Here is a 17140-nt window from a genome sequence, read left to right as displayed (position 1 = left end):
GCCATACGGATGAATCACATGCTGAATTCACTACTAACAGAACAACCCAATCCACTAACGGATCATATAGATGAATTGCCTTCGGCAGAAATTATGGAACTCATTAATAAGGAAGATCAACGGATTGCGGAGCTCATTCAGCCCCTCATTCCGGTCATTGCTCAAGCTGCGGATCGGATCTTGGAGGCGTTTCAGTCTGGCGGCAGGCTTTTTTATGTAGGCGCAGGTACCAGTGGACGATTAGGAATACTTGACGCTTCGGAATGCCCGCCTACCTACGGAACCCCGCCATCCATGGTGCAGGGTATTATTGCAGGGGGATTCCGGGCAGTGAAGGACCCGGTTGAAGGTGCTGAAGATAATGAGGAGTTGGGAGCTGCGGACCTTGATGAACATGGCTTAGACAAAAACGATGTTGTGGTTGGCATTGCAGCCAGTGGACGAACGCCGTATGTGCTGGGTGCGATGAGACACGCCAAGGAGATCGGGGCTACGGTGATCAGCCTGAGCAATAATGCAGGCACGCCGATGACCCTGTTGGCTGATGTGAGCATTGAGGCTGTTGTCGGCCCAGAGGTTGTCATGGGTTCAACACGTATGAAGGCAGGCAGCGCCCAGAAAATGATTCTGAATATGCTCACCACTACCGCCATGATTCGTCTGGGCAAGGTTTACCGTAATTTCATGGTTGATCTGAACCCTTCGAACGAGAAGCTTGTCCATCGGGCCAAACGCATGGTCCATCTGGCAACCGGAGCAAATGAAGCGGATATTGAAGAGGCTTTTACCGCTGCAGACGGTCATGTAAAAACGGCAATCGTCATGCTGATGGCAGGTGTGGACGCAACGGAAGCCCAGCACAGGCTTGATCTGGCTGACGGATTTGTCCGCAGCGCCATTGCGGGGCCTTCCTGAGCCGTACAGGGGGGTAATATTAGAGGTTGAAAGAGAGGAGCCCGACATTAGTCTGGGCTCTTTTTTTGATTTTTTTATACTAAAAGCGAATATAATCCGTCAAAAAATCCCCTCCTGCATATTCAGAAAGGGATTCATATGGTTTTACTTCACTTGTGCTCCAGAATAGCCTGTCGGCTCTTCTCCAAATACTCCACCGACTGGTTGTAATCCCGACTGGCAATCGCCAGATACAAAATATCGATCACGTTCAACTGTGCAATCCGTGACGAAGTTGCTCCGCTCCGAATATCACTTTCGGTGGAAGTAATCATCAGGGGCACATCCGCCATACTACTGAGTGTATTGCTGCCCCACTTGGTAATGCTGATTGTCGCTGCACCACCATCATGAGCATGCTTGAGACAGGAGATTACGTTCGAAGTCTCCCCTGAATACGAGATACATACCACCGCATCATCCTCACGAAGCGTCGTTGCGGACGAAATCTGCATATGCGGATCGGCGAACGAAAAGCTTGTGCGATTGATTCGCATGAACTTGTAATGTGCATCCAGCGCAATCAGGTTGGAGGCCCCTACTCCATAGAAAAAGATCCGGTTTGCCTGATGAAGCACGTCCACAGCTTTTTCCACCAGACGTGGGTCCAGAATATGAACCGTATCCTTCACCGACTGAATATTGTTTGCGGACACATGCTGAATAATGCTCTCCATGGAGTCCTGGGGACGAATCTCCGTATATTGATATGGCTCACTCGTCTGCAAATCTCCGGCAATCTTCAGCTTCAGCTCCTGAAAACCCGTTACACCCAGTGATTTGCAGAGACGGATAATGGCAGCTGGGCTGCCTCCACTCCGTTCAGACAACTGGGCCACCGAGGATTGAACAGTTTCTTGCGGGTGATCGAGAATATAAGCTCCGATCTTCCGTTCGGACGGGGTCAAGTCATCCATTAATGCGCGTAAACGTACAAGTCCACCTTTCATGCCTTCCATTCGCTCCTCCTTTCCGTACTGCATTCATGTACAAGCATTTTATCTTATAATTCCACTCGCGTCTAATCGAATTCCTCGCCCTTCCATAACTGAACTCATATTAAATTCAGGTCTCACTAAAGTGTGAGATTGCCCGAGATTACGGCGTGTTTTGCGCCGGTTACTGCCGGAAGTGTATTGGTTCTTCCCATAAGTGCCTCATGGCCAAGTAAAGCAAATCCAATGGCTTCCCGAGCATCATCGGGTATACCATAATCTGCCGTTCGCTCCAAACGGATATCCTTCGGTAGTCTCTGACGGATCATCTCCATTAACGTGGCATTGGAAGTGCCACCACCGCACGCGAGCATGGCCGATATTTGCACCTTGGGCAGGATAAAATCCTTCACTGCACGCACGATGGTTTCCGCGGTCAGACAGGTGGCAGTAGCCAGCGTATCTTCAAGGGATAAGGAACGCTTTGTGGCCATCTCCATCAGTCTCACTGCATACGCGGCTCCATATACTTCTCGCCCGGTACTTTTCGGTGGAAGTCTTTTGAAATACTCATCCTCCAAACACAAGTCTACCAGACCCTGATCGACCTTCCCCTGTGCGGCAATACTTCCATTCGGATCATAATGCTGCCGCCCATCCGTTGCCTGCCGCACAATGGCGTCCATCACCATATTCCCTGGTCCCGTATCAAATGCCGAAATACCTTCGGTGGATGACTCGGAGGGAAGCACCGTCACATTGCCAATGCCACCGATATTCTGCACCAGCCGCCCTTCCGTCGGGCTGCGGAACATCAGAGCATCCGCATAAGGCGTAAGCGGGGCACCTTCCCCACCAGCGGCCATATCCCTTGCCCGCAGGTTGCCAATCACTGGCAGTCCTGTCCGTTCTCGAACGACAGCACATTCACCGATCTGCAATGTCGATACCACATCAATACTTGCTCCCGTTGGCCCTGGAAATGCAGATGCTACAGGAGCATGCCATACCGTCTGCCCATGCATGCTAATCATATCCAACTGCTGCGTTGAGATACCGGCAGACTGCATCAGTTCCGTAACGCTATGAGCATACCACTCTGATACACCAAAATGCGCGGCTGTCAGCTCGTCGACACGCGCCGTCTCCGGTGAACATAACCGGATCAGTACGTCTCTCAATCCATTCGAATACGGCACACAGACAAAATCAACCAGCTCGATCTGCTGTAATGCCCCGCTCATATCGGTTTGAATACGCACCAGTGCCGCATCTGTTCCATCAAGTGACGTTCCTGACATTAGTCCGATGACCAGATGCTCCTGCTTCAAACGATACTTCTCCCACATCGGATAGCTGCCTGTATCCATCCACTTCCAACCTCCTGCAAGACCCGATGAATACGTCATCCTGCCATAATTTCACCCAGTATATGATATTAAATTTCACAAGTCAAACATTATATGAAATTTAATTACATCATTAAAAATATAAAGAGAAATATTCATCCCATTTGCGATCACACATCATGTTTTCTTCCATCAATTGATAATTAGATATCAGAAGAGAAACATTTTTACATTTTTACCGTTTATATTATGTAGGAATATTTTGGAATTAAGAAAATGATCTAATATTAGTCGAGGTGCATAATGAAGAAAACCATTTTACTACTGTTTTTGAGTCTATTCTTACTCGTTTTGCTCCCTAATCAGGGAAATGCCGCTGCAAGCACGTCGAAAATCTTTATGGATGGAGAGGAATTAGTCCTCCCAAGTGATGTACAGGTGACGATTATCAATAAAAACGTGATGATCCCGATTCGCGTCGTTGCCGAAAATTTGAAATTCAAAGTCGATTGGAACCAACAAGCACGCACTGTAAAAATTCAGCAAGATCAACAGAGGATTTCCCTAACCGTCGATCAAAAGCAAGCCATGGTTGCTGACAAACAAGTCACTTTGAACACAGCACCGCAGATTTTGAATAAAACGCTGGTGGTTCCCATTCGATTTGTCAGTGAACAGATGGGGCTTAAGGTGAGATGGAACAATCAAGACAAGATCGTATACTTAACAAACACTAGTAAAGAACCTGCAATTGAACCAGGAAATAGTCCTGGAAAAGGGGATTCAAGCTCTACCGCTCAGGTTACCGATATCCAATTTGCCAATAATCAGCTCGTGTTATCCACCGATGGGGCCGTTCAGCCGATAGTAACGACCCTCAAGTACCCTGATCGTCTGGTTGTGGACTTGCCTGGAGCCACCTTTGGTGATATCTCCCAGCCGCTGGATCAAGGGTTCAATGGCAAGCTGGATGTGAGCGGTTATCCCAATGTGACGGAAGTGAGATATTCACTGTTCAAACGAGAACCGGCACAAGTTCGCATTGTCGTAGAATTGAATAATGTGAAGGTTGTCCAGTACAACCAGAACGTCATTGCCGACAAACTGATTATTGATCTGAATGTTGCGGGTGACAATGTCACACCTGCTCCAGTCACTCCAGTAGGCGACTCAGGACGCAAGGTTGTGGTCATCGATCCAGGACACGGTGGCAGTGATCCAGGGACGATCAGCATCACGAACAAACCCGAAAAGGAATACAATCTGGCATTGGCTCACAAAGTACAAGCCCTGCTGCTCAATGAACCTAATATCGAATTGGTGATGACTCGTGAAGGTGATACCTATCCGACCCGCCCTGAGCGTGTTCAACTCGCCAATCAATTAAATGCGGATGTATTTGTATCTATCCATGGCAATAGCGTGAAGTCCGCCCCCCAAGCCACAGGTACAGAGACATATTATTATCAACGCAGTAATAGCAAGGAATTAGCTACTATCATTCATCAACGTTTGGTGAAAGCCATGGGTCTCAGAGATCGTGGTGTGAAGAATGGCAACTTGGAAGTAATCCGAGACACGACCATGCCTGCAGTGCTTTTGGAAGTAGGATTCTTGAGTAATGTAATCGATGAAGAACTGATGTCGTCCGAAGTTGTTCAGATGAAAGCCGCTCAAGCGATAGCTGATGGAATCAAGGAGTATTTGGGCCTATAAATCATCAAATAAATCAGATAAAGGAAGTGATTCTTTGAATAAGAAGCTAGGTTGTGCACTTATATTATCATGCTTGATCCTTATCGGAGTTGGATGTGCCCAGAAGCCAGTGAGCCAATCCGGTTCGAATGAACCTGCTGTTCAGGGAGGACAGGTGCAGGCACCAAACCCATCCGAAACGGAGGTGGATCTGGGCAAAATGAATACACAAGTTGTCGATGTATATTTGGCAGACTCTCAGGTACTTGAGCTAGAGAAAACAGAGCAGGAAATTGAGTACAAGGATGACTCCGAAAAATATGAAAAAACATTTGCAGCGTTGCAAACGAACACCGATTCAGAGCTTGTTTCCCTCTGGGAGCAGGTGGAATTGCTCTCTGTCCAATATGTTGAGGGTACAGTGACTTTGGATGTTCATATCCCCGCTGAAGCGAATCTCGGTACCAGTGGAGAATTGCTCGCATTGGAAGCTTTAACAACAACGATGTTTCAATTTGATGAAGTGAACAGCCTGGATATACTGGTGGATGGTGAAGCCGTTGATAGTTTGATGGGTCATGCCGAACTGGAACACCCCATTCATCGCGAACCCTAAGTAATCAGACAAGAATGGAAAAAGAACGTCCCCAGGGACGTTCCAATCTGACGCATCAATTCAATTCATGCTCAATTCACACATATAGCTCGTCACCAGCAGACAGTGAATGTATAACTGTTCCCGGTGACGGGCTATTTCTGAGCAAACCTTCTTTTAATCGGTCCGTCTCTGCCCGGTCAGCATGCACAAGGACCGTATGCCTTGCTGGAATCTGATGCAGCATCCGTTCAACATCCTTCCAGCCCTGATGTACTTTATAACGTATTTTCCGCACATCACACACTCCATACTTGTCAGGAACCCGTAGCAACTTATCAGCAAATGTACCATGAGCAACATGCCCGGTGAGCAGAATCAGATTCTCCTCCTTGTCCGATAATTGACTATAGTACCAACGGGCAAGCGAGGACTGCATCATGCCGTCCGGAATAAACCATAGCGAAGCAGCATGATGTTCCAACAGTTGTTCCCGCTCTTGGGTGGTTGTAGGCAGCTCCCATCCTCGTCCGATCAGAAAGCCATCAATTTTGTCTTTCAACGAACTTCCGATGACATGCTCTCCCTTCTCCCTCAACCAATACGGAACATGCATAAGCTGCTTCATCCCTTCCACCAGCCCTTGTTCCACTACGATTGGGATAGCCGGGAATTGTTGCTGTGCCCACAGTATGATCTCCTGTCCACGCCCTACGACAGGCATAGGTAAGAGCACCTTTCCACCTTGAGCAATCGTCTGGCGAATGGCTTGTTCCAGCTGTTCCAGTTTGTCAGCCTGTGTATCCTGGTCCGTACCGTAGGCGGCATCAACGATCGCCAGATCTACCAGCCCGACGGAAGATACTGCTGCTCTATCTGCTCCGTTGGATGTGAAATTTCCCTGCTTCATGGGTATCTCCATGGATACGAGTGTTCTTGACGACGCTTCTGATGCAACAGATGTCTGATCTGGTGACGTTATGAGTTCTCCAGCCTTTTGCCCACTGTTTATAGCAATTAGTTCCTCCGCGCCCCACTGTTCACTGCTCGGAGTATCGAACAACGTATCTTCACGAATCATGTTTTCCCGTGAGAACGCCTCCGCTGGACAATCCTCCTGTAAAAGCATCGATTCGGACGTGTAGTCCCCGGAATAGAAAATCCGCTTACCTTCCATTTCAACCCCAAACCACACCGATCCAGCCAGATGTCCACTCCGGCCCCACATCACTTTTACTTCAGGAATGGGTTCGAACCAGGTTTGGGATACAACCTCATCCTCCAGATACCGATAACAAATAGCTTGCTCATCTGCTTCATCATAAGGAAGTTCTTCGCCTACACGCTCTACAAACCTACGCCAGTTGGCAAAATACGTACGCAGCTGCGCCCTCGTCTCTCTCGTCGTCCACACTTCACCCTGGTAGCCCATCTTATAAAGCAAAGGGATGGCGACCGAATGATCCTCATGGGCGTGGGACAACAGGACCGCATCCAGTTGCGGGACGATCTTCGGGTCAATCAGCGGATACTCGCCCGTACCTTCTTTTTTCACACCACAATCCAGCAAAAGGCGAACATTGCTCCCCCTCAGGAGATAAGCGGAACGTCCATGTTCCCCTGCACCGCCCCATACGTTCAGTTTGATCATGATGCATTCCACTTTCTCTTTGAATTCAGCAGTTCGATTCCCAGCAGCATCAGCACCGTCATACCTACAGTCACAACGGCCATCGCCATTCCCAGTGATACCTGACCTTGTTCAAACTGGGCAAATATATACGTAGCCGACGTCTGCATCGACGGCGGAAGAATCAACAACGATCCGACCAGTTCCCTTGTTGCAATCGTAAAGGTCATCATCCAACCCGCCAGCATGCCGGGCAGGATCAGCGGGATCAGGATACGCCGCAGAATATACAGCGGCTTCCCGCCAAAGACTTGCCCAGCCTGGAACAATGTTCCGTCAATCTGGGTAAAGCTCGATTTTACATACTGCACGGTGTAAGGCAAGAAGAGAACAACGTACGTGAGCACAACCATGCCGTAGGTGTTATACAACGTGACTGGCATCCAGGGTGAGTTCCAGAAGAGAATCAGACCCACGACCATCACGATACCCGGCACCGTATTAGGCAACAGACTGAACAAGTCAATCACACGCTGCATGAATGAAGAAGATCTGCCGATAGCCAGCGCAAACCCCGTACCGATAATAACAGCAACGGTTGAAGCCGCGAGGGATAATCCCAGACTGTTCCCGATGGCCTTCATACTCACCGATCCCCAAGATAACAGCTCTTTGTAATGATCCAAGGTCAGATTATCAAAAGCAATTCCCGATCCCCGTAACTTCATGGTCGAAGCGGCGATGATGGAGAAATACGGAATACCTATCGACAGGATCAACAGGATTGCAAGATACACCCCGCACAACCATCCTGCTCCGCCACGAAGAGAATATCGCTTTGAACGTTGCCCTTTGCCACCAACCAGACGATACGTGAACTTTCTACTCATGGCAGACTGCATATACCACATCACCAGACAGACGGACAACAGCACCGATGCCAGCGAAGTCGCCTTACCGAAATCAATCGGCCAACTGGAGATGTACTTATGAATTTCGGAGGTCATGACATAATAGCCAATCTTGCGCCCGAAGGTTGCGGGTGTTCCGAATTCCGCAATCGTTTTGACAAAGACCAGCATGATTCCCATGCCGTAAGACGACAACAACAGGGGTAAAATAATACGTCTAAAACGGTATCCTGCACGTGCACCGTGCACGGCTCCCGCTTCTTCCAGATTGCCACCGATGCGGATCAATGCATCTCGAAGCAGCAGATACAGGAATGGGAACAGGTGCAAGCTCATGATGAGCACCATGCCCCAGAAGCTGAAGAACAGCTCACTCCAGCCCGCAGATGAGGGCACCCATTGCTGGAGATAACCCCCTTTTTGCATAAACAGAATCCAGCCCATCGAGCCGATATACGGCGGGGTCATGAACGGAATCATCAGGATTACATCGACCCAGCGATGCTCGCCCATCCGAGTCTTCGCCATCATCCAGGCCAGCGGTAGCGCCAGCAGTGTGGTTACCGCTACAACGCAGATGCCAAGCCAGACGGAATTCAGCAACACACCGGATAAATGATGACCGGTAATCGTGCGAATCGGAGCCATCCAGTCCCATTGTCCGTCCGGATACACACTTTGCCAGAAGATCAGCAAGAGCGGCACGCCAATGCTTATGGTCAGCAGAAAGAGGGCCAGAATCACGCCCACTCTCCGAAAAATTCGGTTGTTGTCCATTCCAACAGATTTCACTACGTTCACCTCACATGACTTTCCACAGACAGCAGGTATTCCTTTTGCCTAGTTGTCTCTATCCTTGTTCTTCTTACTTAAAAGTCTCGGAAAAACGTGCCGCTGTCTCTTCGCCATGTTCGCTCATCCAGTTCCAATCCACTTTAAGCTGTGGAATATCCTTCACATTGGCACGGTTAGTCGCTTCAATGTCTTCGCGGCCCGGGATCAGATAGGCATCTGCAACAAGCTTCTGTGCTTCATCGGACAACAAGTAGTCAATGAACGCTTTGGCATTCTCTACATTTGGACTGGATTTCAGAATCGCTGCTGGTCTTGGGCTGATTACCGTGCCTTCCTCAGGATATACGATATCCAGTGGTTCGCCTTTTGCCTTGGAGGAATATGCCATGTAGTCCACACCTGCCGCTACGATGCTTTTGGCACCCGTAATAACCGGATCAAGTGCTTCCTGATTGGCACCTGCCATCGCTACACCATTGGCTTTATAGGCACTCAACAGATCCCATCCTTTTTCACCATTTGCACTCAGGTATCCTGTGATGAAGTCGAGTGCTGAACCTGATAATGTAGGGTCGGGAATGTTTACTGCATCTTTCCATGCAGGCGTAGCCAGCTCTGCCCAACTTGTTGGTGGTGTAGATACCAGTTTGGTGTTATACACAATCCCCAGTGCGGAAGCGCTGCTGCTAAAATAATTGCCCTCTGCATCCGACCAGTCCTTGTTCAGCTTGTCTGCATTGGCTGCTTCAGGGTATGGCATAGTCAGTCCATCGGCTTTCAGAGCCTGTGCGGAAGGTAAAGAGGCCAGGATCACAACGTCTGCAACCGGATTGGATTTCTCAGCTTCCATACGAGCCAAGATTTTTCCTGTCGTTCCTTGGAACATCTCAACTTCGATCCCTGTTTTGTCTGTAAATCCGCTCACGATGTTATCCGCCAGTTTCTGTGGGCCAGCACTATACAAAACCAACTTGCCGCCAGCCGGTTTCGTTGTTTCCGCCGCTGCTGCTGTGTTTCCTTCACCCGCGGGTTGTACCGCGTTGCCTGTGGTCGAGTTCCCTGTGCTACATCCGAACAAACTGATACTCATTACCGCTGTTAATAACAGCATTGCGCTCTTTTTCCGTGTGTTCATACCCAACATATTCGTCCATCTCCCCTGGTTTCTTATAAAATGTGTACTCCTGCTTCCAACTGCGTGCTCGTTCAACAATTTAATATGCCACTGCGATCGCTTCGTTTTGCTTCATACTCGGGTGGTCATAACCGTCCATTCGGCATATCCGCTCAGGGGTTACATAGAGCTGCACACGCTCCCCTACGCGCACCCTTTGGTTCATATAGGCTGTCCATACGCCAAGCCCTTCCATCTGCACTCGTACTTCATAGCGCTCACCTACATAGCTGACACTAAGTACCGTCCCCGGATGACACAGATCGTCATGACCTGTTTTGTTCCAGGTGACATGCTCTGGACGCACCATTGATTGATTAGGCGTGAGCCAGTTGGACTTTCCGATAAACGAAGCGACATACGGATCACTTGGTGCCGAGTAGATCGTTTCCGGGCTTCCTTTTTGCAATATCCGACCCTTCTGCATCACCACAATCTCATCCGACATCGACATCGCCTCGATCTGATCATGTGTGACGTACAGCGCAGTCAGTCCCATATCCCGTACCAAGGACATCATCTCAATCCGCATCTCTTCCCGAAGTACAGCATCCAGTGCACTCAGTGGCTCATCGAACAGGATCACACCAGGTCTGACGGCTACGGCTCTGGCAAAAGCAACCCGTTGCTGCTGTCCACCAGACAGCTGATGAGGATATCGATCTTCCATGCCTTGCAGGCGAACCATGCCAAGTGCTTCGTTCACCTTTTGCCGCAGATCAGATTTCTGTTTTCCGGCCTTCAGGCCAAACGCTACATTTTCGTATACGGTCATATGCGGCCATAATGCAAAATCCTGAAACACCATGCCCAGATTACGCTTGTGTGTTGGTATATCAATCCGCTTAGCCGCAGAGTAGATACACTGACCATCTGCACGAATCTCCCCCGCGTCCGGCTGTTCCAGCCCGGCCAACATGCGGAGCAGTGTTGTTTTGCCACAGCCCGATGGGCCGAGCAGTGTCGTGAACTTTCCATGTTCAAGCGTTAGATCTGTCGGCAGCAGTGCGGGTGTTTGATTAAATGATTTTTGAATTCCTGTCATCTCTAATTTCATAAGCATCCCTGCCTGTCTTCTGTTACTTGATCTCTTGCACTGTTCTCAGTCTAACGTCCGCTTTCGCGAGTTGTATGTCTTGTATGTAAAATTGGAATTAACTTTTTAGATGAATTCTGTTGATGTTCATAGATTAAATCTATAGTAGGTGAACTAAATTAATTTTCATGTTGTCGCTCCGATTACAGCACCATCTTCCGATCGCTGTTATCCCCAGATTTCTTTTATTTCCTTTATAAAGGGAGAAATCCGGGGATAAAGGCGAAGCTTATGCTTCCGAAGCAGCTTTCTTCCAGAAAGCTTTTGGCTTCGCTTCTTCAGATTGGTTCTGTACTCTCCGTCTTTATGAAAACATTAGATCATCTTATATATTGGGGCTAGTAGTAGTGAGAGGAGTGTTGGGACATTGAATCTGATCAAATTGCAAATTGTTGAGCTGATCGACAAGCATCATCACATGACAAGCGTGGCCGAGTTACTGGGGATCAAGCAACCCACCGTTACATTTCATATGAAGTCATTGGAGGAAGAGATGGGCGTACGATTATTTGAATCACGCAGTGGAAAGACCTTTCTAACCGAGGCTGGACAAGCTCTGCTCCATTATTCCGTCAAAATCAATGCTCTGACCCAAGAGGCAAGGCGGGTCGTAAAGGAATATGACAGTCTCTATCGGGGCACCCTGCACATTGGAGCAAGCTATGTACCGGCTACATATTTGCTGCCCACCATACTCAATACCTTTTCTCAGGAGTTCCCGGGCATCCGTATCGTCTTATCCGTCAAACCATCACCTGTTATTCGCGAGATGTTAATTCGACATCAAATTGATCTGGGGGTGATCTCTTCAGAGCCATTTGTTGGACCTGCCCTGCAAGCCGAGACGCTGTGTGAAGATGACTTGGTATTAATCTGCTCTCCGCAACATGGGTTGGCCCAGAAGGATGCATTAACACCTGATCATATCGCACAGATTCCTTTTGCCTTACATGGCAATGAATCCAGTACACGGCGGTTAACCAATCAATGGCTTGCGCAACATGATATTCGTTTGCGGAGCACGGTGGAGATGGATTCCCTGGAAGCCATCAAACAGCTCGTGTTAATCGGGGGGCATGTCTCATTCATGTCTCGGATGGCGGTACAGTGGGAGGAACAGCAGGGGCTCATTCAAGTTCTTCCCATTCCCGGAGAGCAAGCACCGCGCCATATCTATACGGTACATAACAAGGACCGCCACCCTTCCGTTCAGGTAAACCGCTTCAAAGAAGTGCTACGAGAGGTGAGTCACGGCTTCCCCATTTTCCATGGCTAATTGCCCTGATCCGCTATAAACTATCGTTTGCCATTCATCAAATCTATGCAGGGTTAACGCAATGTGCGCTTCCCTTTAATCGCTTTCATATATTCGGGCGATAAAGTGAGTCTGTACGTTAATCCAGATTAGGAGAGTGATTGGTTTTGAAAAAGTGGAAAAAGGTAACCGCCTCATTGATGCTGAGCATCGTAACATTGGGAAGTGGAATGACATTTGTGGGAGCACCACAGGCTTCTGCTGCTGCCAATGCCGTTCCTGCATATGAAGTAAAGTTTCTGGCCAAGCCGGAGCTTGTATTGAATACAGATGGGACACCACGCAGTGAAGTGATTCAGACACTCGGCCTGAGTTCCACGCCAAGAAACATTAACGTAGAGTACTTCGACACCAATGCGCTCGGACTGGATGAACAAGGATGGAATGTTCGTTTTCGCAAAAAGGATGATAAAAACAACTATGAACTGACCTATAAAAAACGTTACCCTGTCATCAATGGTGATATCAATGCAGCGCTGACACTGGCTAACCAAGAAGGATTCGACAAATCGGATGATAATTACGAGGCTGAGATTGATTGGGGATACGGCAAACAAACCCTGAGCTTCTCCAACACCAAAAAAGTCGATACTAGTGCCACAGGCGTTCAGCTGCCTTCCCAGCAAGCTGCCCTGAACATGTTACTGGACAAGCTTCCGGGCAAATTGAAAAACTGGACTTCCTCCAACTGGGGCAAGCAACAACTGACTCAATCTCGTGCATATGGACCAATCACATTCCAACGTTATGAAGGTACATGGAATGGTCAAGAGCTTACACTCGAAGTATGGCCGATCCGTGACGCAGCAGGTACAGGTATTGAGAATATCGTAGAAGTTTCTTTCAAAACCGATGATGCTGTAGCCGTATCCGGACTGCGTACCCAACTGCTGCAATTGCTGGAGAACAACAACTGGCTGATTCCGGCTGATGGCTTGAAAACACAGACGATTCTGGAAAGATATTAATCGCAAGCTCTAATTAAAAAGACAAGTTCCTCTTCCTGCGTTCAACGTAGGAGAGGAGCTTGTCTTTTTTTGCGTAGTGAATTAAATGATCTGTTATTTAAGTAATTCTACGATTAACATCGGTTGCGATTTTACTGGTTATTCGCTCAATGGTTTAGATGATGGGAACTATGTATTGGCTATTTTCCAACTCGATAACCTATTTCAATTCAATTTATAGTGGAGAGTTACGCGGTTCAATGATCATAGTTTCTAAAGTCTTATAATTCCATCACTTGAGTTTCGCGCGAATAGCTGACCCTCGATTTCCCATAGAAATGCTTTAGCGTGAACAGGCTTCATAAATCTTAATACTATCGGACGTACCCTACCATTCATCTCGTAGTGTATTACGAGATAATTTCTCGAATTTGAGCTACCTGTTCTTTTTGGATATCCTGCACTCCCGATTTTTCTTAATGAGAGTTCAAACGTTTGCTGACCACTTTGAATATATAAGTTCCCATTACCTATCAGCACATCCACCCGCCTGCCTTCCGCAACTTGTGGAAGCCCTGACTGATGAATCCCTACTGCATGTAACCTTGATCCGAACTGCTGTTTTAGTTTATTGGATCGACTCGTCGTTCGAATACCAAATATCGAAACTAAGATAATAAAACCAAGTATAAACCACATTCTATATCCCCCCCCTTCGCTTTCTCTTGTGTATATCATTTCATATTATCATATGGACTTCTTATTTGTATGACAATATGCGATAATTGATAATGATTCTCAAATACATCATATGTAATGTTACTATTGCAAGTTAAGGAGGGATTCTGGTGACTTTGCAAGTCTTTCCACTGATATCTAACGGTGAACATACCCGTGACCTATATGCAAGATTCAAGACATCCGAAGTTCTCGATCAAGCGTCTTTTCTTCCCCCATTCGTATTAGCGGACTCACATCTTCTGCTCATCTGTACTGGCGGTGAAGCCGATATTCGTATTGGGCACAGGCTGAATCATGCCACACTCGGCAAAATGTATCTAATCCTGCCAGGAACAGCGATAGAATATACACCGGATGAGGTTCATCCTTTACAGGGCATCGCGATATATTTTGATATGTTGAAGCCTCTCTCGAATATCAATAAAGCTACTTCCGGCTCTACTGTAATGGAGGTATACCAAAAAGGGTTACTTCGTTCATCTTACGCTGATGAATTACCGCATGAGCTTTTTCAGGAATGTACCAGAATTGCCTCACAGCTCCATGAATGCATCTCTGTACCTCAAGAAAATCGTCCATTTCGTATTCAGACTTTGATGCATGAATTGTTGACCCATGTGTATGCTCCTCCCAAAGAAAGTGCAATAGGAGATTCCGAACACACCTCTGCTTTGGATCAAACACTTGAACTTATTGAGCTTGGATATGCTGAGCATCTTTCTCGGGAAGTTCTTGCCGGAGTGGCAGGTATGAGTGTATGGCACTATTCGCGGGTATTCAAAAACCGGACTGGCATCAGTCCCATGGAATACGTGAATAGCATCCGCATGGACCGGGCCAAAGAGATGCTGCTCGTCCCCGGCCAAACCATCAAACATATCGCCTCACAGGTTGGTTTTCAGGACGAGTTTTACTTTAGTCGCAAATTCAAAAAATATGTTGGCGTGTCTCCCTCTACCTATCAACGGCAGAAACGCAGTAAAATTGCTGCTCTCTCCTTCGGAACCACTGGCCATCTGCTGGCATTACAGATCATCCCCCATGCGGCATTGATCGATAACCGACGGGATCAACACAGGAATCTGTTTTTCTCCAATATCCCTTATCATCTGGGACGTAGCAAACGTATGAATCCTCATATCTGGCAAACCAACGTTGAGTTGTTGATGCAAGCGAGCCCGGACCTCATACTCTGTAATGAGTACGAAGCCCATACCTTAAAAAGAACACTGCAGCGAATTGCTCCTACCATCGTTATCCCATGGAAAGGATTGAGCTGGCGGGAACACTTCGTACAAGTTGCCTCCATTGTGGGACAGCAACAAGATGCTCAGCAGTGGTTGGAGCAGTATGATGACAAGGTAATCCATGCCAAAGAGCAGCTTACTCATTTAATCGGTAAGGATACGGTCTCCATCATTCATATCATGATGGGTCATCTGTTAATCTACGGGCGACGCAATGGGGGCGCTGTTCTATATAACGACCTGGGCGTGTCCCCTTCACACGATCTGCTTCCAGGGCAAGTCTATCGTGCATTGGATGAACAGGAGTTGCCTCATATGGTTGGAGATCGCATGTTACTGATTGTGGATCAGGACTCAGAATCCCAGCAACGTTGGCATAAACTACAACATACTCAGCTATGGCAACAATTGATGCCCGTGCAGAACAAGTGTGTATATCTGCTAGATGAAATGCCTTGGTTGGATTATTCACCGTATGCCCATGATCAAATTATCGATGAAACCCTGAAACTTTTTGGTGGGACTCAGCACATTAATCCATGACCGGATAGCACAGAAGGCTATGTCTCCCCCAACATGAGACCGCTACAATATAAAGTATACTGAGAATCAATATCATTAGAAACACAGGGGGATTATAATGTACAAACAGCATTATGTCAAAATAACGGGGATACTGTTCATACTCGCCATGTTACTTGTTGCGTGTGGACAGACACCTGCAAGCACTTCGCAGCCATCTGCAGATGGCGTAAAATCAGCTGCGGGGACAGATGGCGACTCATCCACTGAATTAGCTACTAAGACTGTGGAGAGCGCCAGTGGCAGCAAAGAAATCCCGGCACATCCCGAACGGATTGTGTCCATTAATATGGAGGACATTCTCCTCTCCTTGGAGGTACCACTGGTACTTGCTACACCTATTGGCCGGCAAGATTACCTGAATGAGCAACTTGAAGCTCAAGGCGTGGCTGTCGAACCCATTAATGAAAGTGTCAATTTTGAAGCTGTAGTCAGCGCCAATCCAGACCTTATTATTGCCAATGCCAGTTTGGATGCCAAAATTCTCGAACAACTCGAGAAGATCGCGCCTACGATCACTTATGATCGCCGTAATTGGCAGGAATCTATCGTGCAGGTAGCTACTGCACTGGATATTGAAGAGCGGGCTGAACAGCTTTTACAAAAAAATAAAGATCAAGTAACTGAAGCCCAGAAGCTTGCAGCCGATATCACCAAGACCAAACCTACAGCTGCATTCCTGCGCCTGGAAGAGAAAGATATGCGTTTGTTCTTCTCGTCCATTCCATCCACGCCATTCCCGGCTTCCAGTTATGTAGGAGCGGGTTATGAGATTGGATTCACTCCCGATGCTCTCGTTACCAAACTTGAGGCCGAAAATCCGGATCGGATGAATGCGAGTATCTCGGTTGAGCTTTTGCCTGAAATCAAAGCAGACTATCTGTTCATTGTGTCCATTAGCTCTGATGGGTCAGCTGAAGCATTGCAAAAAACAAAAGATGAACTCAACGAAATCCAGCAACTCCAAGTGTGGAAAAGCCTACCCGCTGTTCAAAATGGTCATGTCTATGTCCTCAATGCTAAGAAATGGCTCATTGACGGCCCCATTGCCGAATCGCTCAAACGCAATGAAATGCTCGAAGTTCTTGGACTACCTGCTCCCTGATTCCAAACATACCGACTATTTCATCCACAACAAACAAAAGGAGATTCACCGTATTTTCGGTGGATCTCC

Annotated in this window: 14 protein-coding genes; 7 read left to right on the top strand and 7 right to left on the bottom strand. The window is 47.7% G+C overall.

All coding sequences use genetic code 11. The features are described 5' to 3' along the window. Positions 1 to 9: 9 nt before the first annotated feature. Positions 10 to 915: an N-acetylmuramic acid 6-phosphate etherase gene (gene murQ / locus MKY44_RS01875; protein ID WP_282319649.1), complete on the top strand. Its 906-nt coding sequence runs from the start codon at positions 10 to 12 to the stop codon at positions 913 to 915. Positions 916 to 1064: 149 nt separating this feature from the next. Here murQ and MKY44_RS01870 read toward each other — a convergent pair whose 3' ends face one another. Together MKY44_RS01870 and MKY44_RS01865 are read right to left on the bottom strand one after the other, a co-directional pair. Further along, positions 1065 to 1904 (bottom strand): MurR/RpiR family transcriptional regulator, encoded by an 840-nt coding sequence (locus tag MKY44_RS01870; RefSeq protein WP_036616797.1) that lies wholly within the window; start codon positions 1902 to 1904, stop codon positions 1065 to 1067. A 125-nt stretch (positions 1905 to 2029) separates the two neighbouring features. After that, entirely contained in the window at positions 2030 to 3259 is a 1230-nt protein-coding gene (locus tag MKY44_RS01865) for an anhydro-N-acetylmuramic acid kinase (protein WP_051449894.1), read from the bottom strand. Positions 3260 to 3541: 282 nt separating this feature from the next. On the opposite strand from MKY44_RS01865, the gene MKY44_RS01860 reads away from it, so the two are divergent. Then, positions 3542 to 4954 carry an N-acetylmuramoyl-L-alanine amidase family protein gene (locus tag MKY44_RS01860; RefSeq protein ID WP_341005835.1) on the top strand — a complete coding sequence of 471 codons (1413 nt, stop codon included), beginning with the start codon at positions 3542 to 3544 and terminating at the stop codon, positions 4952 to 4954. Positions 4955 to 4988: 34 nt separating this feature from the next. Further along, positions 4989 to 5549 (top strand): GerMN domain-containing protein, encoded by a 561-nt coding sequence (locus tag MKY44_RS01855; RefSeq protein ID WP_341005834.1) that lies wholly within the window; start codon positions 4989 to 4991, stop codon positions 5547 to 5549. Positions 5550 to 5625: 76 nt separating this feature from the next. On the opposite strand, the gene MKY44_RS01850 is transcribed toward MKY44_RS01855, so the two are convergent. The 4 genes from MKY44_RS01850 to MKY44_RS01835 form a co-directional block, all read right to left on the bottom strand. Next, on the bottom strand, positions 5626 to 7179 hold the full coding sequence (locus tag MKY44_RS01850) for an MBL fold metallo-hydrolase (protein WP_341005833.1): 1554 nt from the start codon (positions 7177 to 7179) through the stop codon (positions 5626 to 5628). Beyond that, positions 7176 to 8846, bottom strand: a complete 1671-nt coding sequence (locus MKY44_RS01845; protein ID WP_076319625.1) for an ABC transporter permease — start codon at positions 8844 to 8846, stop codon at positions 7176 to 7178. The genes MKY44_RS01850 and MKY44_RS01845 overlap by 4 nt, the downstream gene beginning before the upstream one ends. Before the next feature lie 88 nt (positions 8847 to 8934). Next, entirely contained in the window at positions 8935 to 10008 is a 1074-nt protein-coding gene (locus MKY44_RS01840; RefSeq protein ID WP_341005832.1) for an ABC transporter substrate-binding protein, read from the bottom strand. Positions 10009 to 10078: 70 nt separating this feature from the next. Then, positions 10079 to 11095 carry an ABC transporter ATP-binding protein gene (locus tag MKY44_RS01835; RefSeq protein ID WP_341005831.1) on the bottom strand — a complete coding sequence of 339 codons (1017 nt, stop codon included), beginning with the start codon at positions 11093 to 11095 and terminating at the stop codon, positions 10079 to 10081. A 406-nt stretch (positions 11096 to 11501) separates the two neighbouring features. On the opposite strand from MKY44_RS01835, the gene MKY44_RS01830 reads away from it, so the two are divergent. Beyond that, positions 11502 to 12410 carry a LysR family transcriptional regulator gene (locus tag MKY44_RS01830; protein ID WP_036616479.1) on the top strand — a complete coding sequence of 303 codons (909 nt, stop codon included), beginning with the start codon at positions 11502 to 11504 and terminating at the stop codon, positions 12408 to 12410. 146 nt (positions 12411 to 12556) lie between these two features. Next, on the top strand, positions 12557 to 13417 hold the full coding sequence (locus MKY44_RS01825; RefSeq protein WP_341005830.1) for a hypothetical protein: 861 nt from the start codon (positions 12557 to 12559) through the stop codon (positions 13415 to 13417). 252 nt (positions 13418 to 13669) lie between these two features. Here the strand turns inward: MKY44_RS01825 and MKY44_RS01820 are convergent, their stop codons facing one another. Further along, the gene (locus tag MKY44_RS01820) at positions 13670 to 14095 is read right to left on the bottom strand and encodes a hypothetical protein (RefSeq protein ID WP_341005829.1); all 426 of its coding nucleotides are present in this window, start codon (positions 14093 to 14095) and stop codon (positions 13670 to 13672) included. A 149-nt stretch (positions 14096 to 14244) separates the two neighbouring features. On the opposite strand from MKY44_RS01820, the gene MKY44_RS01815 reads away from it, so the two are divergent. Continuing rightward, positions 14245 to 15927, top strand: coding sequence for an AraC family transcriptional regulator (locus tag MKY44_RS01815; RefSeq protein WP_341005828.1), 1683 nt, complete (start codon positions 14245 to 14247; stop codon positions 15925 to 15927). Between the two features lie 97 nt (positions 15928 to 16024). Beyond that, the gene (locus tag MKY44_RS01810; protein WP_341005827.1) at positions 16025 to 17071 is read left to right on the top strand and encodes an ABC transporter substrate-binding protein; all 1047 of its coding nucleotides are present in this window, start codon (positions 16025 to 16027) and stop codon (positions 17069 to 17071) included. Positions 17072 to 17140: the final 69 nt, after the last annotated feature.

Source organism: Paenibacillus sp. FSL R7-0026 (assembly GCF_038004485.1).
Taxonomy (GTDB): domain Bacteria; phylum Bacillota; class Bacilli; order Paenibacillales; family Paenibacillaceae; genus Paenibacillus; species Paenibacillus xylanexedens_A.
The sequence above is the reverse complement of the archived record's forward strand: the minus strand, read 5'-3'. Positions and strand labels throughout refer to the sequence as shown.

What these genes read in the sequence shown, in the direction of transcription:
- murQ (WP_282319649.1), top strand. Translation starts at nt 10, where the DNA reads ATGAATCACATGCTGAATTCACTACTAACAGAACAACCCAATCCACTA.
- MKY44_RS01870 (WP_036616797.1), bottom strand. Translation starts at nt 1,904, where the DNA reads ATGAAAGGTGGACTTGTACGTTTACGCGCATTAATGGATGACTTGACC.
- MKY44_RS01865 (WP_051449894.1), bottom strand. Translation starts at nt 3,259, where the DNA reads ATGGATACAGGCAGCTATCCGATGTGGGAGAAGTATCGTTTGAAGCAG.
- MKY44_RS01860 (WP_341005835.1), top strand. Translation starts at nt 3,542, where the DNA reads ATGAAGAAAACCATTTTACTACTGTTTTTGAGTCTATTCTTACTCGTT.
- MKY44_RS01850 (WP_341005833.1), bottom strand. Translation starts at nt 7,179, where the DNA reads ATGATCAAACTGAACGTATGGGGCGGTGCAGGGGAACATGGACGTTCC.
- MKY44_RS01845 (WP_076319625.1), bottom strand. Translation starts at nt 8,846, where the DNA reads ATGGACAACAACCGAATTTTTCGGAGAGTGGGCGTGATTCTGGCCCTC.
- MKY44_RS01840 (WP_341005832.1), bottom strand. Translation starts at nt 10,008, where the DNA reads ATGTTGGGTATGAACACACGGAAAAAGAGCGCAATGCTGTTATTAACA.
- MKY44_RS01835 (WP_341005831.1), bottom strand. Translation starts at nt 11,095, where the DNA reads ATGAAATTAGAGATGACAGGAATTCAAAAATCATTTAATCAAACACCC.
- MKY44_RS01820 (WP_341005829.1), bottom strand. Translation starts at nt 14,095, where the DNA reads ATGTGGTTTATACTTGGTTTTATTATCTTAGTTTCGATATTTGGTATT.
- MKY44_RS01810 (WP_341005827.1), top strand. Translation starts at nt 16,025, where the DNA reads ATGTACAAACAGCATTATGTCAAAATAACGGGGATACTGTTCATACTC.